We start from the raw sequence: 17,734 nt of genomic DNA, 5'->3' as shown, positions 1-17,734 counted from the left end.
TATTTAGCGCGAGGTCAGCGCTATTCCTTATGACGATAGGTTTTTACGTTTTTACCCCGTTTCCGGCAAGACCGCTTGGAACAAATTGTATCGGGTCAATCTCCGCCAGGCCGAATTCTTCTTCATACTTGTTTACGCGACTAAATAACCGCTTGACAGATAACTCCACAGCTTCATAGTCAAGAGCATCGAAGATCGCCGTGTCGCGCATATTACCATCGGGATCTGGCGCCTGCCGGGAACGCCTGACACCATTCTCAACCGCTTTTCGATTAGCGATACCGAGATTTTTGAGGGCAACCTGGAGAACATCGCGTGCATAATCTCGTGGGCCGTATATAGCGCTGCGGTAAAGTTCCTCGGAAAATTTCGCCCCGTCAGGAAGGAGGTCCAATACAGGCATCGCGAAGTGATTAATAACATCGTGCAACGCTTCAATTGTCTGGGCCGGATAGTAGTACAGATAAAGGCGGGCAATTTCGAGAAAGAAATTGTAATGGGCTGCTTCATCCCGGGCTATCGTTTGTGATACATCGACCAACACCGGATCAATTGCATCTGTAAACCCCGGCTTGACACCATTGCTCTTGGCAATCACTGCCAGATTAAGGTAATTAATTTGCGTAGCCCGCTCCTGGATGACAACGTAGAAAGCCATGTGGAGAGAGTCATCCCAGGGCAGCTGCCACTCCCCATTGCGCAAGAAGTGCATGTAATCGTTAATCCATTTCGGTGTTCGGAAACGCATGAATAACATGGTGTTTAGCCACATGTCGGAATGCTTTTCTTCTTCGGCGCCCCAACGGAGTTGGAATTGTGCGCGGCCATAACTTTTGCGCATCAAATGGGTGATTTTACTGGCATAGTCAGGCGCATACTGTTCGACTGCAAAGAACCCCTCGATAATGGAATTCAACTCAGGTGTGTGATTGGTGCGCAAATCACGCCAGTTGAATGAGTCCGGATGCCAATTTCGGTTCGCTTGTGAGCGCGAGGTATACCAACGATATAAGCCTCTGACACTACGTTCAATAAGTGTATCTTTCTCCCGCCGACTTAGCAGTCCGGCAGGGATACTGGGACGCTGCTCTTCAATTTCTTTGACGATTGTCTCTTCAATTTTTGGCATTACCATGTTTGCTCCTTAATAGTATGTTACAAAAAGCACATAAGGTACTCTTCATGTCTGTAGAAGTCAAGAAAAAAATGAAATAAAATGAGCTGTTCCAATTCGTTTTTAAGATGGCGCCACAGGTATAGAATTCTGCATTGAAAATAATGGGTAAAACAGACATTCTTGTGTCACATAGTAGATCCTTTTTTAGACTTATGCAAATTATGGTATGGCGAAAAGCAAGGGTGTTTACGCGAAAACGGGTTGCAGAACATTTTTTGATTATTTTTTTATTTTTTTCATGTATGGCGACTCATTTAAACCGGTTCGTAAAATATTATTTTTTATCCGGTCCACCGGGCTGCGAACACTTCTGCCGCCCTGGTAATCATCTTCCAAAATGAAAAGCGCAATTAGAAGTGCCAGTTAAGTTTAATCAAACCACCGCGAACGACGGGCGCCACCGAAATCCGGGGGCCATGGTGCCACAACGTGCTTGAATTCTTATCCGTTCGACGGGACCAATGGCGGTAAACAAGAAATGTGGCAACTGACCCCATTGCGACTGGCAGGGCAGCCAAAGCCAACAATCCATTGTTATCAACCTGCTCACCTGTCGGAAGTGTGGCAGCAGCACCAATTCCCCACCCAACTCCTGCCGCCAAGGCCGTAAATCCAACGGCCGGCCAATATGGCGAATGCGGCTTGCGATCTAGAGCAAGCCCCATAAGCGGAGCAATAAGTGTAGTTCCCAAAGCCGCAGGCGTGCCGAAGGTTAAAAACAAAAAACCATCACAGTTCGGATCGCAGGCATTTGCTTTTTCAGGTTGTGATACGAGCAAGACGGGCACCCACAATAAATACATACAACGCAACCTTTTAGATAGCGACATAAATGCCCGCACAGACTGGGAAATGGTTGGATGGTTCATTTCAAATTCCTCTGTTGAGAATTTATCGTTGTTAACAAATTATTCTACATTTTTAAGGTACATTTAGGTTTGCAGAAGTCAAGCAAAAAAATTCAATAGTGTGAGTACCCCTGCTAAAGCAAAACTAAACGGACACGACTAAAAGAAAACTATTATGAGTGTAGATACTGAATTTAGAAACTTATTGAATATCAGCTGAATTCTTTGCCTGTGGCTACATCTCGATAATTTTTGTTCAGTCCCTGCTAAAACATTGGAATTACTTGATTATAAATAACCTCGTAGAGGTTATATTATTGTAGATATAGGATCGCTAAACGTTTTCAATCCTCGTAGAGGATTCATAATTTTCTCTTATCATTATTTATCTTGTTGTAACGTTCAGTCTTTTTATTGTTCCGCCATCTAGCGAATCGTGAGTGTAAGAATTCAATTAATACTACTACACTACTTAAACATCTACGATGTTTTTCATTTAATCTCACCAAGATTAAATTTACGAAATTATGGAATTGAATCCTTTGTAAATTTCGTTCTGATTTTAGCAAATGGTAAATCTGGGGGTCTGGGGTAATATTTTATAAACTTTGTGTTGCAAAGTTCTTTAAATCTACATATATTTTGCAATAAATAGTTATTGGAGTCAGCAATGTTTACCATCCATATACAGGATGCATTAAGTCAAGTTCGGGAGCTGCAGCAAAAAATACTTGAGAAGCAGAGGTTCAAAGGATATTCCGGCAGGGCAAGAGCGCTTGCTGGAACGACAGCGATATTAGCTGCGCTGATTATGTCAACTGTCGGCTTTCCTAAAACCAACACTGCTCACCTCTACGGCTGGGGGTGTGTATTCTTCATCGGTTTATTGATTAACTATGGCGCTTTGCTCAACTGGTTTCTATTCGATTCAAAAGTTCAACGGGATTTTCGCAAATTGCGCCCGATTGTCGACGTCTTCCCGCCGCTGTTGGTAGGTGGAATCCTGACCCTGGCTTTTATCTCACAAAACCAGCATCAATTACTGTTTGGGATTTGGATGTGTTTATTCGGACTGGCCTGTCTTACTTCGCGAACGGCGCTTCCCAAACTGATTTGGATCGTTGGATTGTTCTATATTTTTTGCGGGACGGTTTATTTGTTGTTTTCAGATGTGTCTTTTCTAAATCCCTGGCCTATGGGAATCGTATTTTTTATCGGTGAATGGCTGGGAGGAATTATTCTTCATTTCGATGATTGAAATGAAGCCAAACATCAATTTATAATAAGGATGCAGTATCATGACCAAAATTGAAAAAAACATCTACAGCGGGTTAGAAAGAATTTTTCACGAGCCCAGCCGTCTGGCGATCATTTCAGCCTTGTGCGCTTCAGATGGCAGTCTCTCGTTTAACCAGTTAAAGGATGAATGCAATTTGACCTTTGGCAATATCAGCAGCCACTTAAGAACCTTGAACGAAGCTCGCATCATCAAAATGCAAAAGTCGTTTGTGGACAACAAGCCTCATACCAAAGTTTCCATCACCGATAAGGGCCGGGAAAGATTCATCGAATATTTGAAAACCCTGGAAAACGTCCTGAAAAAAGCGGCCGAAGCCGTTCAAAACTCAAATGAGAATATCAGTTTCCCATTATCGGGTTTAAAACCAGCCCAGTCTTAAAAACAAGTTTAATTAAAGGTTTAGAAGATGCCGGTATATTTAATTTATTTATCGATATTTTTTGTCTTCCCGGTGTTGATTCTTGGCTGGATTACCGGCAAAGAAATCATCAAATACAAAAGAACGGTACTCTGGTGTTTGGTTTTTGTATATACTTTTGGGTTCATTTGGGATTGGCTTTCTGTGAATACCGGGGTGTGGAGATATGACTCTTCAAGGACTATTGGTATTTGGCTAGACGGTATACCCATTGAAGAATTCATCGGTTTCTATATCTTCGGTACATTATTCATTGCATTTGTGGTCGTGTTGGTGAGGAGGCGGTTTAATCGTGTTTGAGCAAATGAGTTATATCGGTTATACCCTGCTATTTTGTATTCCTCCATTGATCCTGATGTGGCTCAGGAAAGAATTCTTTTTGATCCTGCGGAAAAATGTAAAAACCATCATTATATCAACTGTTATACTCACCCTTTATGGCTGTCTGATTTGGCCCATCGCATTAAAATATGGAGCCTGGAGTTACTCACCGGAAAAAATCACGAACATAAAGCTCCTTGGCTTTGTTTTTCTGGATGACACAATTTGGTGGATATTTACGGGACTACTGTTTTCATCGTTTATCTCCATATCCGCACATTATGAAGACCAGGGAATCGACATTGTCTCGCGGGAAATGAAGGCTTTGTTCATCAGTTTTAAACAGGCATTCAAAGGATTAAGCATCATACCATTGGAAAGAAACTCCACCATCCATGTTGCTGTTGCCGTATTCGTCCTGCTTGAGGGAGTACTGTTCCGCGTCACTTCCACAGAATGGCTGTTCATCGTTACGGCGATTGGTTCCGTACTTGCGTTTGAGATCGTCAACAGCGTTGTGGAGCGATTGGCATCCAGGCTTACGGATGAACAGCCGGATAAAGAAATTGGCACAATCAAAGATGCCTCTGCCGCGGCTGTGTTGGTTTCATCGATAGCAGCTGCTGTAATTGGCATCGTGATTTTCCTATCAAGAGTGATTGCATTGTTAACTCATTAATTAAGAAACTAATTTGGAGGATTGAATAAAATCAGAACAGAAATATCGAACGAAAAACCGTACTGGATCGCTTTGATCGGTTTTATTCTATGCATTCCGGCGTTTTACCTGATTACAACAGGAATTTTGTTTTCGTTATCCGGGCTAAACCTCATCGATCCGGTTCAAAACACTATCGGCTTTATTTTACACCCGGTTGTTATACTTGGCGGGTTGGGTTTGGCATTTATGATCAACCTGTTCGCCGTAGTCCGACCCAGCCTGCATTCCGATCAAAGTAGCTTAGTAAAACCCATTTTTTATAAAGACAGAATTCGGAACCCATTGATCATCTGCATATGTTTGGCTCTGCTTGCAGCAATTCTTCTTTATGGCATCGTCGAAAATTATGAGATTATTCCCAGGTAAAACATCAAATTCAAGGAGGTTTTGATGAAACAGTTAAGGAAATCATCAAAAAGTTATCAAAATTTTCCGCTTTTAATATTCGCTTCTGCAACCTTCTTTATCAACGGTTGCACTCAACCTTACCCTAGAGCGCTGGATTCAACGAATATTGAATGGGCTACTTATTCAAACCGGCAACTTAATTATTCAATGAAATACCCAAATATCTATTCGAAAAGCGAAGCGAAAGATGGTAAAGAAGTCGTTTTCAAATATGATGGAATAACAGCCATTCGTGTTGTTTTCGTTTCAGAGGAGGAGGGTGATAGCCGTGGACTTTGGGTGGGTAATAAGGCGGTTGAAAAAATTGAAATGGGTGGACAAAAGGGTTATCGATATGTTTACGATCACTATGATGCAATCGCTTCTGTCCACACGATTTCCTGTGTGATCGAGTACAAAGGCAAATTTCTCGGCCTTGAATTTCGCACGGCTAATAACATGCTCGATGACGTTCAGAAGAAAGTTTTGACTTCGATGGAGTTTGAGATTTGAGTCAGTAGAAACAAGCGCCCAAAATGCCTAAAGTTTAAAGTGCCTAAATGGCAAACAGCAAAAGTTTACCCTGAGCTTAGTATATAAACATAATTACTGTAACGTATTAAAATTGTACTTATCAATATTATTAAACCTCCCCTACCCCCTCCTTAAGCAAGGAGGGGAAATTCCTCCCCTTGATAAGGGGAGGTTAGGAGGGGTAATTGAGATAAACAAAAACCTACAGCTTATAGCTCCGTTTAAAAATACGTCACCGAATTTATGAAGCAGACCACTTAGCCCGAAGCAGTTGACACTTGGCTCGGCCTGTGTCAAGGACTTAGAGGCTTTGGCAGAAGCCTGAGTTTTGCCGGACGGGGTAACCTTGATAACACCAGGCAAAATCAAAGAAGTTTTAGTGGCTAACCAGCGTGTATCGGAGTCATTTTCCACACTTCGTACAGCTGCGGTACTTTCTTGAGTGGTAACTATAGCAGTATTTCGTCGCCTCGCAACGGAAAACTCTTCTGCCAAGTGATGGGTACTGCAGAGAATGATTTTGTTGATAGCTCGTATATGACTCGGCAACATGAACTGGATTTCTTCACGTTTGATTAAGCGTTAGCTGAAGAAGAATTTGATGTTGCAGGGAACGATAGTCACAGTTACAAACGAAAATTGAATACTTTGCAGAGCTTACCCAAAAAGTAAAACAAGAGTCTGAGTAGGGTTCCTTGCAAATCTATTTATTATCGGTTAAATGCAAAATGAAAGTACACCTTTACCGGTGCACTTTCATTATGCCAATAACCATTATCGAATAAAATTAATGCGACATTATCAAAGCCAGTATAGTTCCCTTGTCTTTTACCAGACCTTCCAGCGCTTTGCCTATAACCGCTTCACAAACTTTAGAATCAGCACATCGCATGGCATAACCTGGTAAACTCGATACCGTTAGCAGGTCTCCTGGACGAATTGAACCATTCTCTGTTGTGACCTTAATTGGCACACGCCCCATAAGGGCTAAAAGAAAACGGCCAGAGGTTTCTGAAGTTACGGTTTTTTCAAAAGCCTGAGCTCTTGCCGTTTCCTTTTTCCCTGGACGATTCCCCAACGTAAACCCGGGTTCAGTTGTAATAACTCCGGCAATCAACTGGCTGTATCCACGGGCTTTACGATAATGCATTGGTTTAGTAGGATCCAGCTCAACAATGTCACCCGGTTCTACTGGTTCAGTAACATTGATGTGTTCGGCAAGATCAGCGCCGCCTCCTATGAATGAACCCTTGGCAAAAACGTCACCTGTGGAACGTTGCACTCGAAATACCACTGCCGGATCGCCAGATCCAAAGTCTGAACTTGCCCAGGCGGTTCCCCAGCGCCCATCCTCTCCGCTAATCACGGTTCCACGTTCAGCAGCATATTCATTGAAAACCCAAAACGTTACATCGTTTGTCGGGTCCACCGATATGCCGCTGTAATCGCCCCAACGATTTCTAGTATCGCCAAACGTGCGTACATAAAAGTCTTCACCAGCATGGACTGTTTCCGTTGCTCTTACCGTACCGGCGGTATCACCCGGTCTCCGACCGGTAAGGAAGGCACCGGCAAAAGTCGTCGGGCTTGAAGCAGAGAATCCGAATTTCGCATCTCCCAAACTGTTCACAGCAACTGAGGAGAAGAACGTATAGGTACCAGAAGCAATGTCTTCACCGCCAATGTTTCCCTGATCGGCTAATGTGATAGCACCACCGGGTACAGCGGAAGTGAGGAGCTTAAACCAGTGTGCCGTAGTTTCACCGGTATCCGGACCGGAATTTGGATTAATAGTCGTCGTGCACCACAATTCGTCATTCCGCCAAACGCAATCCAGACAGCGTCGGTCATTGACCTCAATAAGTGTCGCCGTTCCGAATTGGGGAGCATCTGGTAGCTCTCCAACATCAGTATCAATATCACCGACACTGACGAACTCTTGGGTGAAAATCGGGGTTCCCAGTGGATCGTCAACCCGCACCACTTGGACGGACTCAATCCCTCCAAAGGCGATTCCACTGAATGAGACCAGATATGTGCCAATCCCTGGTCCCGCTCCGCCGGCACCAAATACAAGGGCGGGCATCGTGGTAGTTTTAACGCCACTACCGGCATATGGGTCGTGAACCGTTACAGCGGCTGCACTGCCAGCATAAAATCCTCCAACAACGCCTTTGTCAACGATCCACAATCGCACTCCAAAGACGGTAGCAGCGCCATCATGGGCGAACATATTGTTGGTGATATAGACAGCTTCTTCATCCAATTCGAAGCCGGGATAGTCGGCCCAATGGTCAACCCCACCTATTGTGGTCTTCGAATCAATCTTGTGAAAGAACCAGTCTGCCGCAGTCGCCGTGGCAGGCGTTGCCGTTTTCGACACCGCCAGCATGATGAACGATGTGTTTCCCGGGTCAGGATTGGTTCCCGTTTCAACCTTTTCCAGGGTGACGACGACGAAGCGACCTTCATAGTGATCGTATACCACCTTCGGATCGAAGGTAAAAGTTGTCGGTGCCAAAGGGGCAAAGAAATCCGCAAGGGCATCTCTCCACAATAAAGTTCCAGTCTTATCATGCGCTTCGATCATGGCATTGACCACCCCGATGACTCGGTCCGTACCTGCTGCACCTATAGGATCGGGAGGAACAAATACGAAACCGTCATTTTCAGTTGCGTTGTCGTCGAAATCAAAGCCTTCAAAAGTATTAAGAATGGCTGCAATCTTAGGGAGTAATATTTTACTTTTTTCTGAATAAGGGCCAATGTTAACACCAGAACTTGAGTGACGTGAGTTCAGATACGATCCACCTGAACGCGCGGGAATTTCTCGTGTTTTTTGACTATAAAGATTTTCTGCAAAAAACAGAAAAACAAACAGAAAAAACAGGTAATATCTTTGGCTATTCAAACCGACAAACTGATTTTTACTTATCATTGACAAAAGCCTTTCTTTACCGCAGTATGACTTGAACTATGATTTTGCCTACACCTCATCAATTTCATCTGTTCATTTAACATTCAGTTTCTAGGTCAGTCAACATGTAGAGATCACTCAGTGCTACAAGTTCTTGTATGACTACAATTTCAAAATCTTTCATAATAGTTGCAGGAGCCATGATCTAAAATCATCCTGTTTGGAACCCAGCGGGATTTCCCACTACACTTACGAAAAAACACAATATTAAAGTGAATACTTTTGTACTTTCCATCCTTCTTCCTTTTCTTAGAATTAGTCTATAATAACATAATTAATTACTGTAACTCATTAAAATTGTACTTATAAATATCAAAAAAAGCATTTTTAAAACCTCCCCTACCCTCCTTAAAACAAGAAGGGTTATTCTCTCCTTGATTAAGGGGAAGTTATGGAAGGGTAATTGAGATAAGCAAATTACTCAAACTCTATAGCTCGTTTAAAAATATGTCGCCGAAATTTACGAAACTGACCATTTAAGAATGAATGTTTACAACTACTAATTGGGTATTGTAATATGCAATATAATTCAAAATTTAAAGTTTTCAAAAGACTGTACGAATTGAAATCTAGTATAGCTTTGAATGATATAAATGAGCACGAATTTGCAGGAACTAACTAACTAAGAAGAAATTACTGTCCAATAAGTATTCCCTTATGGATATAGAATTATAGAAATTATCAAAGAAGGAGCGTTCAGTTGTTATGAGTAAGCAAGATATAAAAGAAAGATTTCTAGAAATCCAGGCTTGGTTGCCGTGTATAGGGTTTTGGATAACTATTTATTCATCAAGACTTTTACTTTGGTGAACCACCATGATAATAGTAAGATGTCTGCGTTTTTTGAAAAAATTACCCTTACAATGAATAGGTGAGCGCTCCAATGATGTTTTCTAATTCTCGCACATTGCCGGGATAATTATATCCCACCAGTGTTTGTTGGACAGATTCACTAAAGGAATTTACATCTGTTGGATATATCTCTATCTGTCTTTAAGAAAACAATTTGCCAGTAAAAGTATGTCCTCTTTGCGTTTCCCTGAACGAACATCGCGTTAGCTTCACGGTAGGGATAGATTCATATTTAACTAATTAACTATATGTTTTTCTTTAATGTTGTAACTATTCAACCTGCTCGTCACTCTGTAAGGATCCTTCAACACATTCATCTTTTCTACCATTCTCTAGTGAAATTTCTGAATGAGGTTATTCATGCCAATCAACCGATGTAAAACTTTCTATAACCTCAAACAATTCTTTTGGTTGAATCGGTTTCGGCACATAACCATCCATACCTGCTGCCAGGAAGCGTTCCTTGTCACCTTTCATCGCATGGGCGGTCAAACCGATTATGGGGATATGAACACCTGTTTCCTTTTCATTTTCACGTATGACTGCCGTCGCTGCCAAACCGTCAAGATTCGGCATCTGAATATCCATCAAGATCAAATCAAAATGGCCCTGCTCCAACAAAGTAAGTGCCTCTGCACCATCGTTGGCTATTTCCACTTTATGACCCCGTTTTTCTATCAGTCTAGCCGCAACCTTTTGGTTTATTTTATTGTCTTCTGCTAACAGGATGCTAAGGCGCTGCTTTTCCTCCCGTAATGAGTGGCGCGTGACCAGTTCTGCCGGCTGACCCTCCTCTTTCTTGCTATTTTGTTTATTGCCAACAGCTGACCTGGCCTGCACAGTTTTTATCGCATCCAGCAGTTCTGTCTGTAATATCGGCTTGGTTAAATAAGCGGATATACCCAGCTCTTTGCAGCGGGATGCATCGCCTCGTTTACCCACTGTCGGCAGCATAATTATTATCATATCCGCCAGTTTAGGATTTTGCTTGATTTGTTCTGCAAGTTCAAAACCATCCAACTCCGGCAAATTGGATTCAAGTAACACCAGGGCAAAGGGGTTGCCTGATTCGTTTGCTTGTTTCATTTCCCCTAGCGCTGCCATGCCGCTGTCCACTGCTGAAACCTGCATCTGTAAATTGCCCACCATCTCTTCCAGAATGCGCCTGTTTGTTGCATTCTTTTCTACAATGAGCACAGGGACGTCTTTCAACTCTTCAGGCGCAAGGGGCAATAATTCCTGCTTTGTTTTCTTCTGCACATCAAAACATGCGGTGAAATAAAATGTGCTGCCTTTTCCCTTTGTACTTTCTAACCAGACTCTGCCAGACATCATCTCGATTAATTGTTTTGAAATCGTCAATCCTAAACCGGTGCCGCCATAATTACGGGTAGTACTGCCATCGGCTTGACTGAAGGAATCAAAAATAACGGCTTGCTTATCTTTGGGAATTCCTATTCCCGTGTCCTTAACAGAAAATTGCAGACGAACATTTTTTTTCTGTGATTCTAAGGAAACCTGGTTTGATTTTTCTAGATAAATTTGTAGTACAACTTCACCGTGATCTGTAAATTTAATGGCATTTCCACACAAATTGGTTATAATTTGTCGCAGCCGGCCAGGATCTCCAACCAATGTATCAGGGACTTCAGCAGAGATGCGAAAGGCAAATAGCAGGCCCTTCTTTTGAGCGCGTATAGCAAGGGTTTTGACAGTCTCACCAACACAATCCCGCAAACTAAAGTTTATGAATTCAAGCTCCAGTTTGCCCGCTTCGATCTTGGAAAAGTCGAGTATATCATTAATTATTGATAAGAGCAAATTCGTTGATGATTTTACAACATCCAAATATTCTCTTTGTTCGGAATTAAGCTCAGTGTCCAGAACCAGCTCAGTCATGCCAATGATACCGTTCATCGGCGTTCGGATTTCATGGCTCATATTAGCGAGGAATTCGCTCTTGGCAGTATTTGCTGCAACTGCTGCTTCTTTGACTTTTTCCAATTCGCTGGTTCTCTCAGCAACCTTAGCCTCCAGTTGACTATTTGATAGCTCCAGCTTACTGGAAAGGGCTTTAGTCTTACTAACCAGCATATTTTTAGAATTCAATACTAATGCGTAATCGCGAATTGTGTCATGCAGCGCAAAGTGCATCATGCTAAGGCCATAGCGGTTGAAGTCTTCCATACTTTTCAGTTGGGGAGAACCAATAAAAAGGAGCTGTGTATTCCCCTTCGGGATAATGACCTCGTATCTGTATAACAAGCCACTTTCGATATGCTGCAATATGAAGGTGGCGCCCGCAGCATCGCAGATTTTCTCAAAGTCTATTGCAATCACTGGTTGAAGGACTTTAAATTTTCTCAGCAGCAGTTCTCCTTCAATTTCCTGATCAAGGCTAATTAGAGAACTGCCTGCCTGGATTATTCTGCAAGACGAGTCAATCGCGAGGAAAAATGGGAATGTCTTGTCGAGGTCTTGGCCTTCGATAGTAAGCATTCTTCTTCAAACTTTATGTTGATGCACTAACAAGTGTGACCAGAAACTGATCGTGGTCAGCGCCTTCACTTTTTTCAATATGATCCGCACATTACAATTCAGCTCAAACATCTTTGGCGAGTCCCTTCTCTTATCCAATCATGAATCTAGTCAACCCATCGCGCAAGCCAATTCAGATGCAGTCCTTGCATTGTTTAGGTTCTTGTCGCCTGCCTTGTTCCAGGAGCCTCGATACCAGGAAAAGCCAACCTCTAATGGGATTTCAGGTGTTTTAAACGAAGCCTTTAATACTGTTGCTTTGTCGTCATTGTTGTCAATCAGCTCAGTGGCTACTCGATTTTGGATTAATCCATCTCTGATACGAACGACTGGCTTCATCATACCAGCATCCAGCTGCAGGGAATTGCCGTCCAGGACGTTTGATTCTGATCCGATGCCGTTGATCACAGAAAATTTAACGTCCAGCATGCCTGCTTCTCCCAGGGCAGTGTGCCCGTTCAGCGTGACGCCAGCATCCCCCCAACCAAAACCATGAAACTGTTGCGCAATGCCATTTACCGGAACCACATTCCATGCAGTGAAGGGTTGACTCATAAGGTTTTGTTTGAAATTTGGCTTATTCTCATTGTAAGAAAGGAATGGCACCAGCACTTTCCCAACCCGGAAGCTGAAGTTTTCAAACACTTCTATATCGACGTAGGCATAGTTAGCAACATACCTGTGTCCATTGTCTCCCGCCTCAAGTTCAGTTGATGCGACGATCGCATCCGTAATGGCAAAATCGAAGAAGAGTGAGAACTCTCGAATTTGAAAGAAACCGTTGTTCAAATCCGCCGCATTAACAAACTGCGGCATGCCGTTGTGATTCATATAATGCATGTTTCCGTATCCACCGATGAGCAATCTTTACTGCGCATTCACCTAAGCAGTACCCCAGATCAATCCGGCACATAAAAGAAACATAATCATACTGAAATTTTTGACTCTTTGACTCATTCTGAACTCCTTAATTAGAAATGAAAAAGATTCGTATTCTTTTTGTGAATTCAACTCGTTGATCTCAGTTTAAATGAATTCCATCTTTCTCGTCAACCACTTTCCTTACTTATCTTCCGATCTTGCCCAACGCACCAGCGCCTCTTCTGATTTTCTTTTTCTATCGGCATGTATTTCCATTTTCATTACTATCTATCAATTCACCAAATTAATTCAATTTTTACTTAAACGGTAGGTGTGTAAAATTTATTAAAAATAGAATGCGTGATATTCTAATCGTGTTTTGTGCTACAAAAGCTGAGGAAATTTAAGTGTCATATTACATTTCTCCTCCGGCTCTTATAAAATATTATTCGATGAGATAAATGGGTTTTTTCTAGAACATCATTTAAAAGACAAGTTTTTCTTTTTATTGCGAAATGTGTAATCTCAGCATTGGTAGGTTTGGTGATTAATTAATTCCCCATTTTATGAAGTCACTTGCTCCGGCGGTAGGACTCGAACCTACGACTTAGTGGTTAACAGCCACTCGCTCTGCCAACTGAGCTACGCCGGAATATATTTTTATCTTATAAATTTTTACTTAACATTGAAACTCGAACCTACGTCCCGACCCGTCGGGATAACAGCCACTCGCTCTGCCAACTGAGCTACGCCGGAATAATTTCTATATCGGCATTGAATATAGTATAATTAATTTCAGGTGTCAAGCTGTTTCATCGGTTGATTTATTCAATACGTTGATTAACAAAATTGGCTTTACAAAACAACGAAATACAAATTCGAATGAAATTTTTCCGGGACAACATCTCAGGACTTTGGCAGGGTAAAGGCATTAGTATGCAGCTCCTACGTTAACAATTTACATCGTCTTATTAACTATTGTATTTAATCTCCGGATTATTTAACTTCAATTTTTAATTCATCAAACTAACAATCGAGCCAATATAATAAAAATTTTCAATCATGCAGAATATTTTAAACAACTGCAAAACCCTTTCTAAAACCGGGGCAATCCTATCTCTCCTAATTCTTACTCTGAGTTGTCAAAGCAAGAAAGAATTCCAACCTAAAGTAGCAATCGATCTGGCCCAGATAAATTAGCGCGGCAAACTTACGGCAATTACCGGGTATTCGGCGATCAGCTATTTTATTTACCGGGGCCAACCTATGGGATTTGAATATGAACTCCTGAGCCAGGTTGCCGACTCCATGGGGCTGGATTTCGATATTGTGCTGGCTCACGACCTGGATGAAATGTTCACCTTGCTAAACGAAGGTGTAGGCGATTTGATCGCATTCAACTTAACGGTTACCAAACAACGGCAAGAAAGAGTAGCTTTCAGTGAACATCACACCTTAACCCGGCAAGTCCTGGTTCAACGGAAACCGGATAACTGGCGTAAAATGAAACTTCATGAAATCGGACGAGAATTAATTCGCGATCCGGTTGACTTGATCGGCGATTCGGTTCACGTTCGCAAAGGCTCGGCCTACATCTCAAGATTACAAAATCTATCGGAAGAAATTGGCGGAGACATTCATATTATCGAAGCGCCGGTGGGTGTGACCAGTGAAGATCTCATTAAAATGGTTGCCGGGAAGGAAATTGAGTACGCAATTGCCGATCAAAATGTCGCCCTGATTAACCAAGCGAATTATGATAATATCGATGTAGCTACCCCGGTAAGCCTGTCCCAGAGAATCGCATGGGCGGTTCGAAAAAATTCACCGGAATTACAAAAGGCAATTAACAAAACCTTAAAACAATTAAAATCCGGCGCCCTTTTTAATGTTCTTTACAATAAATATTACAAAAATCGATATGCATTTAAGAAGCGGGTTAAAAGCGAATTCCTTTATGTCGGCAAGGGCAATATTTCTCCCTATGATTCACTATTGCAGCAGCATGCCGATTCCCTGGGCTGGGATTGGCGCCTATTGGTATCCCAGGTCTACCAGGAATCTCAATTCGACCCAACCACAAAATCATGGATGGGAGCCATCGGTTTAATGCAGGTCTTATCAAGAACCGGTAAAATGTTTGGCGTGACAAATCTCTACGATCCGGTTGAAAACCTGAAGGCAGGCGTCAGTTTTTTACAATGGCTTGATTCTAATTGGATCGAAATTATCCCTGATCCTGAAGAACGAAAATTGTTTATTTTAGCCTCTTACAATGTGGGACAAGGCCATGTCCAGGACGCGAGGAACCTTGCCATAAAATTTGGCGGAGATCCCAATATATGGAAAGACAATGTGGAATATTACCTCGAGCAAAAATCAAAACCGGAATTTTTCAATGACGTGGTAGTAGAATTTGGTTACTGCCGGGGTTCAGAGCCGGTTAAATATGTAAGAGAAATCCTGGAAAGATACCAGCACTACCTGGAATTATCTCCGCAAGAAGCAGCAGGTCTATCCCAATAAAATCATAGTTAACAAAATTGAACTTTTGAACCGGATCTAATTATTCCAAGCAATGTAGATTCCCGCTTAAAACATGCGGGAATGACAGAATGATGGGTGTTTTCGTTCTGACCCTAATCAATAAACCTCATATTGATAGGATACCTGTATTTTTCACCATCATTGGCTTTTAAAGCCGCAATAATCGTAAAAATTATATTGAAGAAAAATAGTCCGATTAATAAAGGAATTCCCACAACAACAAAGATCAATATGATCGATATAAAGAAAAATATGGTTACGGTTATTTGAAAATTGAGGGCTTCTTTTCCCTGGTCGTCGATGAAAGGGGATTCATCTTTCTTTAAAACCCAGACGATCAATGGCGCAATAATATTGCCAAAAGGGAAGACAAAACACGCAAAGGCGCTGATGTGGCATAGCAAAGCCCACACTCGTTCATCTTTGCTAATTGCACTAATTTCTGCATTTTGGTTGATTGCCGCATCGCTGGACTTTTCCATTTTTTCTCCTTTGATTATAAATTATTCTGTCAAAATTTGTTTACGTCTCAAAAGTAGTTATGATACAGTAAATTTCTAGAGTATTCATATCTTAAATCTACTATTGTGATTAGAACAAAGTTACATTAAAATTCTATTATGCAATTTGAACTTCATTTTTGGGATGTCTTTTTTGTTCTCCTGTATTTCATTGGTTTAATCGTACTGGGCATTTTTAAATCACCCAAACAAAAAAGCAACGACGATTTTCTCATCGCCGGTCGCAAACTCAGTTTGGGCGCTTTTGTCGCCACATTGGTTTCCACGTTTTACGGGGGGATTCTTGGGGTTGGCGAGTTTACCTATCAATTCGGCCTGGTAAGCTGGTTCACCCAGGGCTTTTTTTATTATGTCTTCGCATTGCTCTATGCACTGTATTTAGCGCCCAAAATTCATCGTAACCAGCATTATACGCTGCCGGACCAACTTTATGCCAGCTACAATAAATCAACAGGATTGCTTGGTAGTTTCTTTACATTTATATTGGTCTCCCCCGCTCCTTATGTGTTAATGGTCGGCGTTTTGATCCACCTGGTTTTTGGCTGGTCGATAACTGTTTCAATTCTAGTTGGCGCTTTATTCTCGACAATTTACGTTATGTTTGGTGGCTTTCGCGCTGTCGTGAGAACGGACATCCTGCAATTTTTTCTGATGTTTGCCGGTTTTGGTATTTTGCTGCCATTTGCCTGGGCTAAACTTGGCAATCTATTTGAACTTCTGCCGCAATTACCGGCCGGCCATACTAGCCTGGTTGGTAAATTATCCATTCAGAAAATAGGAGCCTGGGTGATCATCGCACTTTGGACAATCGTCAGTCCTTCTTTTTACCAACGCTGTTCCGCTGCGAAAAATGAAAACATTGCCAGAAAGGGAATTCTTACCGCTATAGGTTTCTGGTTTGTGTTTGATATGATGACACTTTCCGCCGGATTTTATGCACGATTCGCCTTGGAAGGTATCGATCCGGTCATGGCATTTCCGTTGTTGGGTGAGCTGGTTTTACCGGTCGGAATAAAGGGAATTTTCCTGGTTGGAATGTTGGCGATCATTATGTCTTCCCTGGATAGTTATTCCTTTCTTTCTGCGATCACCCTGGGGCGGGATTTTATCTGGCGATTACGCGGCAGCAAAGATAATCCAAAAAAAATCATACTATTCACCCGTTGGGGTTTGCTGGCCAGCCTGGTTCTTTCTATTTTTCTCGCAATTGGATTTCAATCCGTCATCGATATTTGGTATATTTTGGGTTCGGTCGCTATTCCGGTTCTTTTGATTCCGATCTGGACCAGCTTTTTCCCACGGTTGAAGTTGAGCGCAGAATCTACATTCAGAATGATGGTAACGACGAGTGTGGTTTCTATCTTTTGGTTGATTTCAGGATATGTTATGGCCGTTGCCAACCAACCCGTTTATGTCCTGGGAATTGAACCCATGTACCCGGGACTTGTAGTTTCGATAGGTTGGTGGATATTGGGTTTTTTAAGGAAAAAGTAATAGTAACTCTGAAAAATTAACAGAATGTCATTTCGACGAAGCCCTTCGACGGAGTTTATCTTGAGCAAGGTCGAAAGGCTGTTATGTAAAAAGTCAAGGAATTTTATCAGATGCCAGCAAAACTTAGGCATAGTAACTCTTTTCTTACTTTAACAGAAGCAAGATTTAAAGAACAAATAACAGAACAAAACAAAATACAAACACGCTGTTATAAACAGACATCCCTTTTCTGATGAGG

The 17,734-nt window shown here is 42.0% G+C and carries 15 protein-coding genes and 1 tRNA gene; 9 read left to right on the top strand and 7 right to left on the bottom strand.

The window, feature by feature from the left end; all coding sequences use genetic code 11:
- Positions 1–43 precede the first annotated feature (43 nt).
- Positions 44–1,129, bottom strand: coding sequence for an acyl-ACP desaturase (locus IIC38_08845; protein MCH8126053.1), 1,086 nt, complete (start codon positions 1,127–1,129; stop codon positions 44–46).
- 214 nt (positions 1,130–1,343) lie between these two features.
- Between IIC38_08845 and IIC38_08840 the strand changes: the two genes are divergently transcribed.
- On the top strand, positions 1,344–1,502 hold the full coding sequence (locus IIC38_08840) for a hypothetical protein (protein ID MCH8126052.1): 159 nt from the start codon (positions 1,344–1,346) through the stop codon (positions 1,500–1,502).
- A gap of 25 nt (positions 1,503–1,527) precedes the next feature.
- On the opposite strand, the gene IIC38_08835 is transcribed toward IIC38_08840, so the two are convergent.
- Positions 1,528–1,956, bottom strand: a complete 429-nt coding sequence (locus IIC38_08835; protein ID MCH8126051.1) for a hypothetical protein — start codon at positions 1,954–1,956, stop codon at positions 1,528–1,530.
- 739 nt (positions 1,957–2,695) lie between these two features.
- Between IIC38_08835 and IIC38_08830 the strand changes: the two genes are divergently transcribed.
- The 6 genes from IIC38_08830 to IIC38_08805 are packed head-to-tail and all read left to right on the top strand — an operon-like array spanning position 2,696 to position 5,685.
- On the top strand, positions 2,696–3,283 hold the full coding sequence (locus tag IIC38_08830) for a hypothetical protein (protein ID MCH8126050.1): 588 nt from the start codon (positions 2,696–2,698) through the stop codon (positions 3,281–3,283).
- 40 nt (positions 3,284–3,323) lie between these two features.
- On the top strand, positions 3,324–3,704 hold the full coding sequence (locus IIC38_08825) for a transcriptional regulator (GenBank protein MCH8126049.1): 381 nt from the start codon (positions 3,324–3,326) through the stop codon (positions 3,702–3,704).
- A 27-nt stretch (positions 3,705–3,731) separates the two neighbouring features.
- A complete protein-coding gene (locus tag IIC38_08820; protein MCH8126048.1) occupies positions 3,732–4,043 on the top strand; it encodes a lycopene cyclase domain-containing protein in 312 nt (103 codons plus the stop codon).
- Positions 4,036–4,743 (top strand): diacylglycerol kinase family protein, encoded by a 708-nt coding sequence (locus IIC38_08815; protein MCH8126047.1) that lies wholly within the window; start codon positions 4,036–4,038, stop codon positions 4,741–4,743. Before IIC38_08820 ends, IIC38_08815 begins: the two co-directional genes overlap by 8 nt.
- A 21-nt stretch (positions 4,744–4,764) precedes the next feature.
- Positions 4,765–5,151, top strand: coding sequence for a hypothetical protein (locus IIC38_08810; protein ID MCH8126046.1), 387 nt, complete (start codon positions 4,765–4,767; stop codon positions 5,149–5,151).
- 24 nt (positions 5,152–5,175) lie between these two features.
- Entirely contained in the window at positions 5,176–5,685 is a 510-nt protein-coding gene (locus tag IIC38_08805; protein MCH8126045.1) for a hypothetical protein, read from the top strand.
- An 808-nt stretch (positions 5,686–6,493) separates the two neighbouring features.
- Here IIC38_08805 and IIC38_08800 read toward each other — a convergent pair.
- The 4 genes from IIC38_08800 to IIC38_08785 form a co-directional block, all read right to left on the bottom strand.
- Positions 6,494–8,644 carry a hypothetical protein gene (locus IIC38_08800; protein MCH8126044.1) on the bottom strand — a complete coding sequence of 717 codons (2,151 nt, stop codon included), beginning with the start codon at positions 8,642–8,644 and terminating at the stop codon, positions 6,494–6,496.
- A gap of 1,245 nt (positions 8,645–9,889) precedes the next feature.
- Positions 9,890–12,034, bottom strand: a complete 2,145-nt coding sequence (locus tag IIC38_08795) for a response regulator (protein ID MCH8126043.1) — start codon at positions 12,032–12,034, stop codon at positions 9,890–9,892.
- A gap of 150 nt (positions 12,035–12,184) precedes the next feature.
- The gene (locus tag IIC38_08790; GenBank protein ID MCH8126042.1) at positions 12,185–12,889 is read right to left on the bottom strand and encodes a hypothetical protein; all 705 of its coding nucleotides are present in this window, start codon (positions 12,887–12,889) and stop codon (positions 12,185–12,187) included.
- A gap of 624 nt (positions 12,890–13,513) precedes the next feature.
- A tRNA-Asn gene (locus tag IIC38_08785) sits at positions 13,514–13,586 on the bottom strand.
- 614 nt (positions 13,587–14,200) lie between these two features.
- On the opposite strand from IIC38_08785, the gene IIC38_08780 reads away from it, so the two are divergent.
- Positions 14,201–15,460, top strand: coding sequence for a transporter substrate-binding domain-containing protein (locus IIC38_08780; GenBank protein MCH8126041.1), 1,260 nt, complete (start codon positions 14,201–14,203; stop codon positions 15,458–15,460).
- Between the two features lie 113 nt (positions 15,461–15,573).
- Here IIC38_08780 and IIC38_08775 read toward each other — a convergent pair whose 3' ends face one another.
- Positions 15,574–15,963, bottom strand: coding sequence for a DUF4870 domain-containing protein (locus tag IIC38_08775; GenBank protein MCH8126040.1), 390 nt, complete (start codon positions 15,961–15,963; stop codon positions 15,574–15,576).
- A gap of 138 nt (positions 15,964–16,101) precedes the next feature.
- Between IIC38_08775 and IIC38_08770 the strand changes: the two genes are divergently transcribed.
- Positions 16,102–17,496, top strand: a complete 1,395-nt coding sequence (locus tag IIC38_08770) for a sodium:solute symporter family protein (protein MCH8126039.1) — start codon at positions 16,102–16,104, stop codon at positions 17,494–17,496.
- The last annotated feature ends 238 nt before the right edge of the window (positions 17,497–17,734 follow it).

Source organism: candidate division KSB1 bacterium, from assembly GCA_022566355.1.
Lineage (GTDB): Bacteria > Zhuqueibacterota > JdFR-76 > JdFR-76 > DREG01 > JADFJB01.
Note: the sequence above shows the minus strand (reverse complement) of the source record. Positions and strands in the feature narration are given on the sequence as shown.

Coding starts and splice junctions, on each gene's coding strand:
- IIC38_08845 (MCH8126053.1), bottom strand. CDS start 1,129: ATGCCAAAAATTGAAGAGACAATCGTCAAAGAAATTGAAGAGCAGCGT.
- IIC38_08840 (MCH8126052.1), top strand. CDS start 1,344: ATGGCGAAAAGCAAGGGTGTTTACGCGAAAACGGGTTGCAGAACATTT.
- IIC38_08830 (MCH8126050.1), top strand. CDS start 2,696: ATGTTTACCATCCATATACAGGATGCATTAAGTCAAGTTCGGGAGCTG.
- IIC38_08825 (MCH8126049.1), top strand. CDS start 3,324: ATGACCAAAATTGAAAAAAACATCTACAGCGGGTTAGAAAGAATTTTT.
- IIC38_08820 (MCH8126048.1), top strand. CDS start 3,732: ATGCCGGTATATTTAATTTATTTATCGATATTTTTTGTCTTCCCGGTG.
- IIC38_08805 (MCH8126045.1), top strand. CDS start 5,176: ATGAAACAGTTAAGGAAATCATCAAAAAGTTATCAAAATTTTCCGCTT.
- IIC38_08800 (MCH8126044.1), bottom strand. CDS start 8,644: ATGATAAGTAAAAATCAGTTTGTCGGTTTGAATAGCCAAAGATATTAC.
- IIC38_08795 (MCH8126043.1), bottom strand. CDS start 12,034: ATGCTTACTATCGAAGGCCAAGACCTCGACAAGACATTCCCATTTTTC.
- IIC38_08790 (MCH8126042.1), bottom strand. CDS start 12,889: ATGCCGCAGTTTGTTAATGCGGCGGATTTGAACAACGGTTTCTTTCAA.
- IIC38_08780 (MCH8126041.1), top strand. CDS start 14,201: ATGGGATTTGAATATGAACTCCTGAGCCAGGTTGCCGACTCCATGGGG.
- IIC38_08775 (MCH8126040.1), bottom strand. CDS start 15,963: ATGGAAAAGTCCAGCGATGCGGCAATCAACCAAAATGCAGAAATTAGT.
- IIC38_08770 (MCH8126039.1), top strand. CDS start 16,102: ATGCAATTTGAACTTCATTTTTGGGATGTCTTTTTTGTTCTCCTGTAT.